The organism is Bifidobacterium criceti, from assembly GCF_002286935.1.
Taxonomy (GTDB): domain Bacteria; phylum Actinomycetota; class Actinomycetes; order Actinomycetales; family Bifidobacteriaceae; genus Bifidobacterium; species Bifidobacterium criceti.
The window spans coordinates 69,780-86,155 of record NZ_MVOH01000005.1; the positions used below are offsets into that span (position 1 = coordinate 69,780).

The window sequence follows — 16,376 nt, forward strand, 5'->3', positions numbered from 1 at the left end:
CCATGCTGTGAAGGGCGTTTGGCACGGTACGGTCTCACCACTTGGCAGATGGGAAACGAACCTCGATGGTTGACAACACAATGGAGCAGCAGGCCTCCGGCGCCTCGGCCGCCGGCGCGCAACCGGACAACGACGGCATGACGCTTTCCGGCCTGTTCGGCATCATGCGCAAGCATGTCATCACGATCATCATCACCTTCGCCGTCGTGCTTGGCGCGGCAATCGGGTTGACGATGATGTCGCCGGTGAAATACTCGACGACCGCGCAGCTGTTCGCGACGTACAACGATTCGTCCGAAGGCTCCGCGAACTCGTCCGAGCAGAACAACGGCAGCTCGTACATCATGAGCCAGATCAAGTCGTATCCGGCGCTCACGACGACGCAGTCGGTCCTGCAGCCCGTCATCGAGGACCTCGGGTTGCACACCTCCGTCGGCCAGCTCAAAGGACAGGTGAGCGTCACGAACCCGACGAACACCGCGTTCGTCAACATCACCGTCACGGACGGCGATCCGGCGCGCGCCGCCGACATCGCGAACTCCGTCGCGAAATCGCTCAGCTCGGTCGTCGAGAACACACTGTACGCATCCGGTTCGCGGTCGACCGTCAAACTCTCGATCGTCCAGCCGGCGACGGCACCGAGCGCGCCGAGCTCGCCGAAATGGAAACTCAACATCCTCGTCGGCATCGTTGGCGGCCTCATCCTCGGCGTGTTCGCCGCATTGCTCAAGGACGTGCTCTCGAAACGCATCCAGGACGGCGACGAGATCGGCGAATACATCGACGCACCGATCATCGGACGCATCCCCGAGGAGGAGCTCCTCGCCGGTACGAAGCCGGCCGTCGTCAGCGAGCCGGGAAGCCCGGTCGCCGAGGACTTCCGCCGTGTGCGCACGAACCTGACGTTCATGGCACCGGTCGAAGGCACGAACTGCCGCCTCATCGTCGTCACATCGACGGGCGCGAGCGAAGGCAAGACGACGATGTCCGTCAACGTCGCCGCCGCGCTCGCCGAGAACGGCGCGAAGGTCCTGCTCATCGACGCCGACCTGCGCCACCCGTCGGTCGCGAAGAAACTCGACCTCGACGGTTCCGCGGGCCTCACGCACGTGCTTTCCGGGCAGGCGTCCGTCAAGGATGTCGTGCAGCGCTACTGGAAGCCGAACCTGCATATCATGCCGGCGGGCCCGAAACCGCCGAACGCGTCGACGCTCCTCAACTCGCCGATCATGGTCGAACTGCTCAACAACGCGATGGAGCAGTACGACTATGTGCTCGTCGACACCGCGCCGATGGTCGTCGCGAACGACGCCGTCATCTTCGTGCGCCGCGGCGGGTCGCTCGTCATGGTGTGCCGCCGTGACCAGACGCTCAAGCGCGACCTGCGTGACATCTCGGAAGAGCTCGCGACGCTCGACCTGTCGACCACAGGCATCATCTTCAACTGCGCGCGCGATTCGAAGAAATCGCTTGAACATACGAACTATTACTACTATTATTCGAACCGCAGTACCGACCATCGCAAGAAGCGCCGCTTCTCACTCAAGTAACCATCGACGAGCTTTCCGCGGATTCCCTGGACCCCAAGGAATCCGCGGTTTTCATAATGCCTGAAGGAGCGCCATGACGCAGACGAACGCACCACAGCCTCACGAACATCGCCGCCACCATCGCCGCCACCACCGGCGCAAGCGCATATGGCCATGGGTCGTCGGCGTCCTCACGTTCCTGGTGCTCGTCCTCGCGGCACTCGGCATCTGCGGATTCCAACTGTTCAAACAGGCGAAGCAGGTGCAGGCGCACGAATCGAAGGCGATTGCGATGCTGTCCGCTCTGTCGTCCGACGACGCCTCCGCGCTCGCCAAAGCGAACGACTCACTGCCGCAGATCGCCCACGAGACGCGGCAGGCCGCGGACATCGCACACGGGGGATTATGGAACATCGTCGCGAAGATGCCGTTCGTCGGCTCAGACATCGCGACCGTCCAAGGCATGACAAGCACCGTCGATGGCATCGTGCGTGACGCGGCGCCGCAATTCGCCGACATCATGAAGACGTTGGGCGACGCGCAGATCTCCAACGGTGACGGCGTGAACCTGCAGCCGATCGTCGAGGCGGCGCAGCCGCTCGACAAGGCGAACGTGTCGTTCCAGCGCTATGTGCGCGACTATGACGCGCTCAGCGAGCCGAAGATCGGCATGATCCGCTCCGCCTACGACGAAGGCGCGGCGAAGCTCGGATCCCTCGCCGACCGTGTGGATGCGCTCGCGAACGCATTCCGTGTGCTGCCGACGATCCTCGGCGATGGGCAGCAGCGCACCTACGCCGTCATGGCGATGACGCCCTCCGAAATGCGTTCCTCGGGCGGCCTCATCGGTTCCGTCGGCGAACTGCAGACGTCGAACGGCACCGTGCACGTCGGTGATTTCCGGTCGAACGGCGACTATCTGCCGTACGGCATCGGCGACCATTCCGCCGACATGAAGCGTGTGTTCACCGACGAAGGGCCATTGCACATGTCGTTCGATATTCGTGATTTGGCGGTCTTCCCGAATACCGCCGATTCAGCTGTCGCCATGCAATCCATCTGGAACCGTACACCTTGGGGGCAGGACACGCCCCTTGACGGCGTGATCATGGTCGACCCGGTCTTCCTCCAGCAGCTCATCGCGATCAACGGCAATGTGACGTTGCCCGATGGCACTGTGCTGACAGGTGAGAACACCGCGGAGTTCCTGATGAACACCGTGTACCAGAAGTACCCCGAGAACGAGACCGACGCATTGTTCGGCGTTGTGGCCAGCCAGGCGATGAAGTCGATGTTCTCGCATATGGATATGGGCAAGCTGTACAAAACGGGCGAGATGCTGGGAATCATGGCGAAAGGCCGCCATTTCACGATGTATGCGTTTGATGAGCACATCGAACAAGGCATCCAGGCGGCCGGGTTCACCGGGCAGACGCCGAACAGCGAGGCGGACCCGTCCGTCGGCATCTACCTGACCGAGCAGAATCCGTCGAAGATGGGCTGGTACATCAAACGTGAGGCGAAGATCCAGCGCGTCAATTGCGATGACGGCGGCCTGTACCATGTCGAGTTCACGATCCGCAACACGATGACTGATGAGGAAGCTAAGTCGCTGCCTTGGTACATCACCGGCAACAACAGCAACAACACCGGCAAGGCCATGGAGAAGATTCTGTTCTACGCTCCCCAAGGCGGCTCGATCAGCAATCTCATGCAGCTTGGAGGCAAAGTCGATGCGGTCAAGGAGACGACGATTGACGGTGTGGACGCCTATGAAACGTATGTGCAAGTCAATCCGGGGCAGATTGCGACGTTCACTTTTGACGTGCGTGTCTCGCCAAAGGCGACGGCACCGTTGACGATCGACCAGACCCCAATGGGATGGGTCGATGACGGTATCACCTATCTCGATCCGAAATGCGACACCAAATGACCATCTAGGGTTCCGCCGCAGATGGCGAGAGGCGCAGGGCCGCATCGTGATGGATGCAGCCCTGCGCCTCTTCGTATAGGGTCCTGTTGGAATGCGACAACACATATGGGAATGATGAATCGCTTAAGTCGTTGAACAATGGTCTATGACGTGCCCGTTGTCTGTATAACTCTGTGTCCATATAATGACATCGTTTGCGGTATATGAACCTTCTGTTTGGTGTTAGTGGAGGGTATGCCTATAATGAGCAATATGCGAATGGTTGCACAATGATTGTGTCAACTGAAGTGTTTGTTCGCTTACGGAACATGCATATTGTTCATGGCGGGCGAACATGTGCATTGCCGGCCGGCTATGTGGACGGTTGGCGATAAGGAAAGAACAGTCCCTTATTTCTAGAGAAGAAAAGGAGACAGTGGCATGACACCTCTGTCTGAGAGAGCTGCTTCCAGGACAGGCGAAGGCCGTCGTCCATTCGGAGGCCGGCTTATCAAGAAGGCTGTGGCAGGACTCGCCGCAGCGGCAACCTTGTTCGGTGGCATGGTCGTAGGCGTTTCCTCAGCCGAGGCCGCGGACACGACAAGCTACGACCGTACGCTCGGTAATCCCACCTTCGAAGCGGCTCGAGAAGCCAACGGTCTCGCCAAGGAAATGAACTATGGTTCGATTCTGCATGCGTGGATGTGGTCGTTCAATACAATCAAGAACAATATGGCCGATATTGCCGATGCGGGATATACATCGATCCAGACATCCCCAATCAGCAATATCGTGGGGCCGAGGGGGTCGCATTTCGATGAGAACTGGTGGTATGTCTACCAGCCCGCCGGTACTTCCATCGGCAATGCGGTCGTGGGCAGCGAAGCAGACCTTAAAGCGATGACCGCCGAAGCCCATAAATATGGCATCCGTGTGATTGTGGATGGCGTCATCAACCACTTCACCGCTGATTGGAACGGCATCGAAAGCAGTTGGAAGAACAGCGATTTGTTCCATTCCAAAAGCCAAGGTGGTTGTGCGGACAACGGCACAAAGATCGATTATTGGAATCGCTGGCAGGTGACGCATTGCCATCTGCTGGGCCTCTGGGACCTCAACACTGAGAACCAGGAAGTCGCCAACCGTATGCAGGCATACCTGAAAAAGGCCGTGGCCGACGGTGTGGATGGCTTCCGTTATGATGCGGCGAAGCATATCGAGCTTCCGAACGAATTCCAGACACATTCGCCATATTTCGATACAATCCTGCAGAATGGTGCACAGTACCAGTATGGAGAGGTCCTGCAGGGTGAGAACACGCCTGCAGCGGAATACCCCAAGCTGTTCATCAAGTATTCCACGAATGGTGGCGGCAACACGGCTTCCGATTATGGAAAGACCCTGCGCCAAGCGCTTTGGGACAAGAACCTCAATGCAGGCACTCTGGGCGATTGGAGATCGCAGGGTATGGCCCAAAACCAACTCGTAACATGGGTTGAGTCGCATGATACCTATGCGAACAAGGACAAAGAGATCTGGCGCAATGGTCAGAAGATCAAGACGGGTGAATCCGCCGATATGACCGCATGGCAGATGCGTATGGGTTGGGGTGTCGTCGGCGCCCGTGCAGGCGGTGCTCCGCTGTTCTTCAACCGACCGGTTGGATCCGGTGGCGATGGTGCGCAATTTGCGGAACAATCCCATCTTGGTGATGCAGGCGATAACGAGTGGAAGCACCCAGAGGTTGCCAATGTCAACAAGTTCCGCAACGCGATGGAAGGCAACGCCGAGTACCTGCGCAACTGCCAGGGCAACAACTGCCTGATGATCGAGCGTTACAAGTCCGACGGCAACAGCAACAATGACGGCGTGACCGTCGTGAACATGGACGGCGACAAGAACCTCGCCGGCATGGACACGGTGCTCGATGACGGCGAATACGTCGATCAGGTCTACGGCGGCAAGCTCACCGTCTCCGGCAAGAAGATCACCTCCGGCTCCGTCAAGAGCGGCAAGGTCCACGTGTTCTTCAACGCGTCGAACACGCCGCGCGCCTCGCTGTCGGTCACGGGTTCCAAGACCTTCAAGACCGCCACGACGACGGTGACGCTCAACGCGCGCAACGTCAACAACGCGCGCTACAGCACCTCCGAAGGCGCCTCCGGCTCCTTCACCGACGGCCAGACGATCACGATCGGCGCCAACAGCCCGGTGAACACGCAGATCACCGTCACGCTCACCGGCACCGATCAGGACGGCAACGCCGTTCGGGCCCAGGAGACCTTCACGAAGAAGGATCCGAACGCGGTCGTCTCCTACACGGCTTACGCGAAGAAGCCGGCGGCGTGGAACAAGATCTACGCCTATGTGTATGTGGACAACAACGCCGCCGCCGGTTCCGTCATCGAGAACGCCGCGTGGCCGGGCGAGCTGATGACCGCCGAATCCGGCGCCTGCGACGGCACCGCCGACCAGGTCTATGAGATCCCGGAGGACATCATCGATCAGGCCGGTGACGATCCGATCCGCGTCATCTTCAACAACGGCGGCGCGGGCGAGATCGCCGGCAACAAATTCCCCGGCGATTCCGCGGTCACCGACCCGGACGACCATGTGGACGCCGCGGGCCTGCTCATCGACGGATCCTACGTCTGGGACGGCAACATCACGAGCGGTACCTGGGAAGAGGCCTCCTGCCTCGCCGTGACCGTCGACTCGGTCACGATCAGCCCGGCCGGCACGATCAACCTTGATCTCGCCACCGGCGCCACCGCCCAGCTGACCGCCACCGTGGCCCCGGCCGCGGCCGCCGGCAAGCCGGTCAAGTGGACTTCGTCGAACGAGCGCGTCGCCGCCGTCAAGAACGGCGTCGTGCAGGGCCTGTCCAAGGGCACTGCGACGATCACCGCATCCGTCGGAGGCAAGTCGGACACCGTGACCGTCAACGTCACCGGTGAGGCGCCGGTCGTCCACGACACGACCGTCTACTATCCGGCCTCCAAGTTCGGCGCGAACTCCACCTATCTGCACTACCGTGTGAACAAGGGCGGCGCGGCCGGCACCTGGACGACCGCTCCGGGTGTCAAGATGGAAGCGGCCTGCGACGGCTACGTCAAGTACACGATCGAGGGCACCGAAGGCGACGAGGTCGAGTTCGTGTTCAACAACGGCTCCGGCCAGTGGGACAACAACGGTGAGAAGAACTACAAGGCCAGCGGCGCGAACATCGTCGTCGAGAACGGCACGATCGGCTCTGTCGCCCCGTGTGTGACGGTTGTTCCGGTCCAGTCTGTCTCGATTGCCGGTGGTGATGTTGAGCTCAAGGAGGGCGCTTCGAAGCAGCTGTCCGCGACCGTCTCGCCGTCGAATGCTACGAATCGCAGTGTGAGCTGGAAGTCGTCGAACACGTCGGTCGCGACTGTTGACGCTTCGGGCAAGGTCACGGCCGTTGCGGCTGGTTCGGCGACGGTCACGGCGACGGCGGGCGGCAAGTCCGCTTCGGTGACGGTGACGGTCAAGGGCGAGGATCCGGTTGTTCCGGTGCAGTCGGTGTCGATTTCGGGCACTGGCGTGTCGAGTGGCAAGGCGACGATCAATGTCGGTGCGGGCCTGAACCTGACCGCGACCGTGTTGCCGAGCAACGCGACCGATCAGAACGTCACGTGGATCTCCTCCGATGATTCCGTCGCGGCCGTGTCTTCGACCGGTGCTGTGCGCGGTGTCAAGGCAGGCATGGCTGTCATCATGGCGACTGCCGGCGGCAAGTCGAGCTCTGTCATCGTGACGGTCCAGGAAGCCGGTCCGGTCCTGCAGTCGATCGCGATCGCCGGTACCGGTGTCGCGAACAACAAGCTCTCACTCGTTCAGAACAAGAGCGTCCAGCTGTCCGTCAAGGCCACGCCGTCGAACGCGACCATCGGCGCTGTGTCGTGGGATTCCTCCGATACGTCTGTCGCGACTGTTGATGGCAATGGCAAAGTGACGGCGAAACAGGAAGGCATGGCCGTCATTACGGCCACGGTCGGCGACAAGCATTCGTCGGTTGTGCTGACCGTCACGAAGAGTGGTCAGTCGTCTGATCGGTTCTCGGATGTGCCTGCTGGGATCTTGTTCCATGATGAGATTGAGTGGCTTGCGGCGCAGGGTGTGACGATGGGTAATTCGGATGGCACGTATGGGTATGCGGATTCGTTGAACCGTCGTGACATGGCGATCTTCCTGTATCGTCTGGCGAAGGTGCATGGTGTCGGTGATGCGGCGTCGTATGTGCCGTCGGATGCGGATTACGCGCGGTTCTCGGATGTGCGCAAGGGTGATTTCGGTGCGGTCGAGGTCCTGTGGATGGCGTCGCATGGGATCGCGAACGGCACGGATGGCCGGTATGAGGGTCTCAAGACGTTGAACCGTCGTGACATGGCGATCTTCCTGACGCGCTATGCGCGTCTGGCGGGTGTCGAGGGTGCGGGTTCGTACAGGCCTTCGGCTGCGGAGTACGGGCGGTTCTCGGATGTGTCCGAGGGCATGTTCGGTGCCGAGGAGATCCTGTGGATGGCCAAGGCTGGTATCACGAACGGCAATGCGGATGGTTCGTTCGGCGCGTACCAGGACATGCAGCGCCATGCGATGGCCGCGTTCCTGTACCGCCTCGACAAACTCGTCTGAACCATGTGAGGGTGTAGTCTGACCCAGACAACACACCCACACCCACACCATTCAGGGGACGGCGTCCGGAACATATCTGTTCCGGACGCCGTCCCCTTTTGTATGGCCAAATCGGATGTCATGTCTGGTTATCGTCCGTACATTGGCTGCGAACGTTCTCTAAATGAACCACTCGTGTTGATGTTGTGCAAGTATTTGGATATACTGGTCATAATGCGAACGGTTGCACAATGGTTGTGTTGACTGCATATACCTGTTCGTCGGTGGAATACTGGCTGTTTTGCTTGGTGCGACGGGTATCGCATCGCCCCATGGCTGTGCTGACGTGGGACAAAACAAGGAAAGAAAGAACCTATTCTAGAGAAGAAAAGGAGACAGTGGCATGACACCTCTGTCTGAAGAGCACGGGACCGCTCCCGTCTCTGACAAGCGCCGATCGGGGCGCGGGTTCATGATGAAGGCGATCGCCGGCCTTGCGGCCACGGCGACGCTTGCAAGCGGCATGGTCGTGGGGGCTTCCACGGCGGTCGCCGCCGATCATGTGGGCCCGACGACGAGCTACGACCGTACGCTGGGCAACGCGACGTTCGAAGCGGCGCGCAAGCAGTACGGCCTCGCCCAGGAGATGAGCTACGGCGCAATCCTGCATGCATGGATGTGGTCGTTCAACACGATCAAGCAGAAGATGCCGGAGATCGCCGCCGCGGGTTACACGTCCATCCAGACCTCGCCGATCAGTGAGATCAAGGGGCCGGTCAACGGCATGCAGTTCGATGAGAACTGGTATTACGTCTACCAGCCGACCGGCACGAAGATCGGCAACAAGGTCGTCGGCACTGAGGACGAGCTCAAGGCGATGACCGCCGAAGCGCACAAATACGGCATCCGAGTAATCGTCGACGGTGTCATCAACCATTTCAGCTCCGATTGGAACGCCATTGATTCCGATTGGCGTTCGGAGGGCAACTTCCACCAAGCATGGGGCATCTGCGACAAGCAGGAAAGCACCAGCCACAACGGCGACCGCATCGATTACAGCAACCGTTGGAAGGTCACCCAGTGCCATCTGCTCGGCTTGTGGGATCTGAACACCCAGAGCCAAAGCGTTGCGGACCGAATGCATGATTATCTCGCCCGCGCCGTCGATGATGGTGTGGACGGCTTCCGCTACGATGCCGCGAAGCACATCGAGCTCCCGGATGAGTTCGATACGCATTCGCCGTATTTCGACACGATCCTGTCGAACGGCGCGCAGTACCAGTACGGTGAGGTGCTGCAGGGCGATTCCGGCCTGAACGCCGCGGCGTATCCGGCCCTCTTCGACAAGTATTCGAGCAATGGCGGCGGCAACACCGGTTCGAAGTACGGTGGCGCCGTACGTGCCGCGATCAACTCGGGAAGCATGAACGCCCAGTCGCTGCGCAATCTGCAGGGTGACGGCGTGCGTGACAACCAGCTCGTCACCTGGGTCGAATCGCATGACAACTATGCGAACAAGGAAGTCGATACGGAAATCGGCAAAGTGGGCGTCTCGACGCGCATTTCGGCCGACAAGATCCGCAAGGGATGGGCGATCATCGCGTCCCGCGCCGGCGGCGCGCCGCTGTTCTTCAACCGTCCGGTCGGTTCCGGCGGCACGAACAATAACCAGTTCTCCGAGCGTACGACGCTTGGCATGGCTGGCGATGACGAGTGGAAGCATCCCGAGGTCACCTGGGTCAACAAGTTCCGCAATGCGATGGAGGGCTCGCCCGAAAACATGCAGAACTGCCAGGGCGACAACTCCTGCCTGATGATCGAGCGCGGCATCGATGACGGTTCGCCGGACAACAACGGTGCCGTCGTGGTCAACTCCGGTGGAGACAAGGACCTCAGCGGCATCTCGACGACGCTCGATGACGGCCAGTACAAGGATCAGGTCAACGGCGGCCAGATCACCGTCTCCGGCGGCAAGATCACGTCCGGCCGCGCTCCGGGTGGCAAGGTCGCGGTGTTCTGGAACAACAAGGGCGGCACGACGATCGATGCCGAGACGATCAGCGCCGCGCCGATCAACACGACCTTCACCGGTTCTGGCATCGAAGTCACCGTGCGCGCGCAGAACGCGACGAACCTCAAGTGGTCGACCTCCGACGGCAAGTCCGGCACCTTCGTCTCCGGCGACAAGATCACCGTCGGCGCCAATGCCGAAGTCGGCGATGTCATCACGCTGACGCTCACCGGCAAGGGCACCGGTGCGAACGGCAAGGACCTCAAAGTCGAATACACCTATGAGAAGGTCGAACGCAGCCAGCAGCAGCTCGCCAAGTACTATTCGACGAATACGGCCGGCCAGAAGAAAAAGAAGACGATTTCGGTCGATGGCTCCGCCAGCGATTGGGACAGCTCCATGCTCATCGCGCAGGGTACCGCGAATGATGATCCCCGCGTCTACCGTCCGAATTCGATGTATGAGATGCCCATCGATCTGTATGCCCTCTATGGCACCTATGACGATGACAATCTCTATCTGATGTGGGAGATGACCAACGTCCAGGATGTCGTCGATCCCGGTGACGACTTCCCGCTCAATCGTCCGGTCCATACCGAAAAGGGACCTGCCGCGTGGATTGCGCTTGACACCGGACGTTCCGATAACCGCGTCGGCAAGAACGCCAATCTGCAGACCGGCGGCACGATTTGGGATTCGCGCATCTCATGGGAACAGAATGTCAACAATGTCATCGGGCTTGCCTTGAAGAAGGGCGAGAATGGCCCATGGATGTACGGCGGCGATGAGACCGGTCTGAACGCGAACGCGATCTATGGTCCGGGCGCGGCTCCGGCTGTCGGTACGCAGAAGACCAAGATGCAGTATGCGGCCGGAACGGGTCTGCTCAGCAATGAGGTCTGGGGTCTTGACAATGCTTGGGGCGCCAGCAATGGGCGTGTGCCGGGCGATGTGAAGAACGACAACGGCAACTGGGTCAACTTCAAGTCCAAGGGGCACAACCCGGGCGCCCAGGATTCGATCTGCGAGCTGGCCATTCCGCTCGAAGAGCTTGGCATCACGGCGGCCGACGTCGAGAAGACCGGCGTCGGTGTGCAGATTGTCGCCACCTATGGCCTGTCGGGCATGGACTCGCTGCCGTACGACCTCGCCGCGAACGACAACGCCGATCTCCCGGATACGCAGTCGCAGGAGAACAACTCCTACGAGAAGTCCGATGACGACTCGTACTCCGCTCCGCTCGCTCGCATCGGCGCCGCCGGTGGTGTCATCGAAACGATTCCTGTCGAATCGGTGACGATCAACGAAGGCTCCTCGATGTCGATCGACCTCGGCACCTCGCGCACGGCGAAGCTGAGCGCGACGGTCGCCCCGTCGAACGCGTCGAACAAGAAGGTCACGTGGAGCTCCTCCAATGAACAGATCGCGACCGTCGACTCGAAGGGCAACGTCAAGGCGAACAAGGCCGGTACCGTGAAGATCACGGCGACGGCCGGTGGCAAGACCGATACGATTACGATCACTGTGACCGGTGAACTCGTACTCCCGCCCACGACGACCGTGTACTATCCGTCGGCCGGCTTTGGTGCGAATTCCACCTATCTGCATTACCGCGTGAACAAGGGCGGCGCTGCAGGCACGTGGACGACTGCTCCGGGTGTGAAGATGGAAGCGGCCTGCGACGGCTACGTCAAGTACACCGTTGACAACCCGGATCAGGACGAGGTCGAGTTCGTGTTCAACAACGGCTCCGGCCAGTGGGACAACAACGGCGAGGCCAACTACAAGGGCACCGGTGAGTCGCTGCTCGTCAAGGGCGGTCAGCTCACGGTGGACAATCCTCCGTGCACGGTGACCGTTCCGGTGTCGTCGGTGTCGATCGCCGGCGGTGACTTCGAACTGCCGATCGGTTCCACGAGGCAGCTGTCGGCGACGGTTGCCCCGTCGAACGCGACGGATCGTGCGGTCTCCTGGAAGTCGTCGAACACCTCGGTCGCGACGGTGGACGCTTCGGGCAAGGTCACGGCGGTCAAGGCCGGTACGGCGACGATTACGGCGATGGCCGGCGGCAAGTCGTCGACGGTCAACGTGACGGTTGCGTCTGATTATGTGGCCGTGCAGTCGGTGTCGATTTCGGGCACTGGCGTGTCGGGTGGCAAGGCGACGATCAATGTCGGTGCGGGCCTCAACCTGACCGCGACCGTGTCGCCGTCGAACGCGACTGACCGTGATGTCACGTGGAGCACGTCAAACGCTGCGGTGGCGACCGTCAACAACGGTGCGGTGCATGGCGTCAAGGCCGGCAATGCCGTCATCACGGCGACGGCTGGCAACAAGTCGAGCTCGATCATCGTGACGGTCCAGGAGAACGGCACCGTCCTGCAGTCGGTCGCGATCTCGGGCAACGGTGTCGCGAACGGCAAGCTGACGCTTGCGCAGAACAAGAGCGTCCAGTTGTCGGTGAAAGCGAACCCGGCGAATGCGACGGTTGGTGCGGCGTATTGGTCGTCGTCTGATACGGCTGTGGCGACGGTGGATGGCAATGGCCGGGTGACGGCGAAGGCGGAGGGTGTCACGGCGATCACGGTGACGGCTTCGGGCAAGTCGGCTGCGGTTGTTCTGACGGTGTCGAGGTCTGGTCAGTCGTCTGATCGGTTCTCGGATGTGCCTGCTGGGATCTTGTTCCATGATGAGATTGAGTGGCTTGCGGCGCAGGGTGTGACGATGGGTAATTCGGATGGCACGTATGGGTATGCGGATTCGTTGAACCGTCGTGACATGGCGATCTTCCTGTATCGTCTGGCGAAGGTGCATGGTGTCGGTGATGCGGCGTCGTATGTGCCGTCGGATGCGGATTACGTGCGGTTCTCGGATGTGCGCAGGGGTGATTTCGGTGCGGTGGAGATCCTGTGGATGGCGTCGCATGGGATCGCGAATGGCACGGATGGCCGGTATGAGGGTCTCAAGACGTTGAACCGTCGTGACATGGCGATCTTCCTGGCGCGTTATGCGCGTCTGGCGGGTGTCGAGGGTGCGGGTTCGTACAGGCCTTCGGCTGCGGAGTATCAGCGGTTCTCGGATGTGCCCGAGGGCATGTTCGGTGCCGAGGAGATCCTGTGGATGGCCAAGGTGGGTATCACGAACGGCAATGCGGATGGTTCGTTCGGCGCGTACCAGGACATGCAGCGCCACGCGATGGCCGCGTTCCTGTACCGCCTCGACAAACTCGTCTGAAACCACCGGATGAGCTGATCGGCAATCGAACCGAGGGAAAGGTGCCAGACCACGGTGTTGGTTTGGCACCTTTCCCTCGTTTTTTGTAAAACGGACAATCCGTGATGGATGGCATGGATAGTGGTTTCACATATCCCCATTGCATATTGTGGGATGACAACGTACGTAGCTGTGGACATATTGGTGTGGATACTGTGAAGGCGATGTATACTGATGTTTGTGAATACGTTCGCAGTGAACGTAGGTCGTCTGAGAGCGAACGGTGATATGCCGGGAAGTCACTTGGAATGCGCGCGTCAATGAAATGCCGTGCGCAGACCGCACAATAGGAAACACGCCGGGTACTGAGAGATTACGGCGCATCATGTGTCATGGAGACGCTGGTTTCTCGCTCGGATATTAGGAGGAACGATGTCGATCTTTGATCGGTTACATGGTATGAGAAAGAAAGTGACGGCTGGTGCTATCGCCACGGTCACGCTCATCGCAGGCATAGGGTTCGCCGCGCCAGCATATGCGGCTGATTTCACACTCGTCGGGCCGGACACGGTGCCGACCTCGGACAAGTTCCAGATCACGGCGCTCGGCCTCCCGGCCGACGTCGCGACTGACGAAATCACGTGGAAGACCTCGCAGTGGCGCAACGCGATGCAGTCCATCTGGCCGCAGGACCAGGGCAATACGTCCACGTGGGACGCCGACATGACGCCCTATGAGGACGGCACGGTGACGATTTCCGCGACCTATCAGGGCCAGACCGCGGAAAAGACGGTCCAGCTTGAGAAGAAGTCCTACCAGTACCTTGCCGGCTTCGATCTGTCCGCCGATGGCCTTGAGGGCTCTGATGGCGAGTACACGTTGCATATCCCGTCGGGCGGCACTGTAGAAACGACCGCTACATTCACACCGGACAACGCCACCTATCAGCATCTCGTGTGGCAGTCGATGGACCCGAGCATCGTGCGTGGAGGCGCCGACGGCGTCATCCGCGCCGTGAACAACGGCACGGCCGACCTCGTCGTCTACTCGTATGGCCGCATCCATAAGAAGACGATCCATGTGACCGTCGGCGGCGATGCCCCCGTCAACATCCCCGTCGAATCCGTGTCGATCAACGGTGGCGATGTGACGATGCAGACCGGTGAGACGAAGACGCTGTCTGCGACCGTCGCCCCGGAGAACGCGACGAACAAGAAGGTCACGTGGAGCACGTCCAATCCGATGGTCGCGAGTGTCGACAACACGGGCAAAGTCACGGCGCGCAAGGCCGGCACCGTGACGATCACGGCGACGGCTGGCGGCAAGAGCGCGTCGATTACGGTGACGATCGAGGAAGCCCCGCCGGCACCATATGAGTCGGTCAAGATCGATGGTGGTGACTTCTCCGTCAAGGCTGGGGAGACCCATCAACTGACCGCGAAACTGCTCGCTGCGGACGGCACCGAAGTGACGTCCGATGATGCGCTCACATGGAGCTCCTCGAACACCGCCGTTGCCTCGGTTGACGCGAATGGTCTTGTCACCGGCGTCGCGAAGGGCACCGCCGACATCACCGTGACCGTCGGAGGCAAGACGGATACCGTCACCGCGACCGTCACCGAAGAGGATGTGCCGGTCGGCAACGATACGACCGTCTACTATCCGGCCGACAAGTTCGGCGCCGACTCCACCTACTTCCACTACCGTGTCGGCACCGGTGCATGGACTGCCGTTCCGGGCGTCAAGATGACGCAGTCCGCGTGCAACGGCTACGTCTCCTATGTGGTTCCGGACGCCGCCGACTCCACGATCGAGTTCGTCTTCAACAACGGCAACAACACCTGGGACAACAACAGCAATAGGAACTACACCGGCCAAGGCGCGACGCTCGTCGTCGAGAACGGCACTGTGAGCACGAACGCCCCGTGTGTCGTTACGGTCCCGGTCGAATCCGTCGCGATCGCCGGTGGCGACTTCACGCTCAAGGAAGGCGCATCGAAGAAGCTGTCGGCAACTGTGACCCCGGCAAACGCAACCGACAAGAAGGTCATATGGGCTTCGTCGGATGCGTCTGTCGCGACTGTGGACGCTTCGGGCACCGTGAAGGGCGTCAAGGCCGGCACGGCAACGATCACGGCGACTGCGGGCGGCAAGTCCGCGACCGTCAAGGTCACGGTGACGCCTGCGACGGTTCCGGTCGAATCGGTCGCAATCACCGGTACCGGTGTCAAGGACGGCAAGCTCTCGATTGAAAACGGCAAGAGCGTCCAACTCAACACGGTCATCACGCCGTCTTCGGCTGTCGCGGGCGTCGCGGCTTGGTCGTCGTCCGATACATCGGTCGTTGCCGTTGACGGCAACGGCAAGCTCACCGCGAAGCAGGAGGGCATGGCCGCGATCACGGTGACCGTGTCCGGCAAGTCGGCGTCGCTTATCGTCACCGTCACGAAGTCTGGTCAGTCGGCTGATCGGTTCTCGGATGTGCCTGCTGGGATCTTGTTCCATGATGAGATTGAGTGGCTTGCGGCGCAGGGTGTGACGATGGGTAATTCGGATGGCACGTATGGGTATGCGGATTCGTTGAACCGTCGTGACATGGCGATCTTCCTGTATCGTCTGGCGAAGGTGCATGGTGTCGGTGATGCGGCGTCGTATGTGCCGTCGGATGCGGATTACGCGCGGTTCTCGGATGTGCGCAGGGGTGATTTCGGTGCGGTCGAGGTCCTGTGGATGGCGTCGCATGGGATCGCGAATGGCACGGATGGCCGGTATGAGGGTCTCAAGACGTTGAACCGTCGTGACATGGCGATCTTCCTGGCGCGTTATGCGCGTCTGGCGGGTGTCGAGGGTGCGGGTTCGTACAGGCCTTCGGCTGCGGAGTACGGGCGGTTCTCGGATGTGTCCGAGGGCATGTTCGGTGCCGAGGAGATCCTGTGGATGGCGAAGGCGGGTATCACGAAGGGCAATGCGGATGGTTCGTTCGGCGCGTATGGTGACATGCAGCGCCATGCGATGGCCGCGTTCCTGTACCGCCTCGACAAACTCGTCTGAAACCACCGGATAAGCTGAT

Annotated in this window: 5 protein-coding genes; all 5 read left to right on the forward strand. The window is 60.6% G+C overall.

The window, feature by feature from the left end; genetic code table 11:
• Nucleotides 1-65 precede the first annotated feature (65 nt).
• The 5 genes from B1526_RS01705 to B1526_RS01725 all read left to right on the forward strand — a co-directional run bounded on the left by B1526_RS01705 (nucleotide 66) and on the right by B1526_RS01725 (nucleotide 16,357).
• Nucleotides 66-1,550 carry a polysaccharide biosynthesis tyrosine autokinase gene (locus B1526_RS01705; RefSeq protein WP_235606982.1) on the forward strand — a complete coding sequence of 495 codons (1,485 nt, stop codon included), beginning with the start codon at nucleotides 66-68 and terminating at the stop codon, nucleotides 1,548-1,550.
• A 73-nt stretch (nucleotides 1,551-1,623) separates the two neighbouring features.
• Nucleotides 1,624-3,462: a DUF4012 domain-containing protein gene (locus B1526_RS01710; protein ID WP_095614404.1), complete on the forward strand. Its 1,839-nt coding sequence runs from the start codon at nucleotides 1,624-1,626 to the stop codon at nucleotides 3,460-3,462.
• Nucleotides 3,463-3,963: 501 nt separating this feature from the next.
• The gene (locus B1526_RS01715; RefSeq protein WP_162287916.1) at nucleotides 3,964-8,103 is read left to right on the forward strand and encodes an Ig-like domain-containing protein; all 4,140 of its coding nucleotides are present in this window, start codon (nucleotides 3,964-3,966) and stop codon (nucleotides 8,101-8,103) included.
• A gap of 382 nt (nucleotides 8,104-8,485) precedes the next feature.
• Entirely contained in the window at nucleotides 8,486-13,327 is a 4,842-nt protein-coding gene (locus B1526_RS01720; protein WP_095614406.1) for an Ig-like domain-containing protein, read from the forward strand.
• 438 nt (nucleotides 13,328-13,765) lie between these two features.
• Nucleotides 13,766-16,357, forward strand: coding sequence for an Ig-like domain-containing protein (locus B1526_RS01725; RefSeq protein WP_162287917.1), 2,592 nt, complete (start codon nucleotides 13,766-13,768; stop codon nucleotides 16,355-16,357).
• The last annotated feature ends 19 nt before the right edge of the window (nucleotides 16,358-16,376 follow it).

What these genes read in the sequence shown, in the direction of transcription:
- B1526_RS01705 (WP_235606982.1), top strand. Translation starts at nt 66, where the DNA reads ATGGTTGACAACACAATGGAGCAGCAGGCCTCCGGCGCCTCGGCCGCC.
- B1526_RS01710 (WP_095614404.1), top strand. Translation starts at nt 1,624, where the DNA reads ATGACGCAGACGAACGCACCACAGCCTCACGAACATCGCCGCCACCAT.
- B1526_RS01720 (WP_095614406.1), top strand. Translation starts at nt 8,486, where the DNA reads ATGACACCTCTGTCTGAAGAGCACGGGACCGCTCCCGTCTCTGACAAG.
- B1526_RS01725 (WP_162287917.1), top strand. Translation starts at nt 13,766, where the DNA reads ATGAGAAAGAAAGTGACGGCTGGTGCTATCGCCACGGTCACGCTCATC.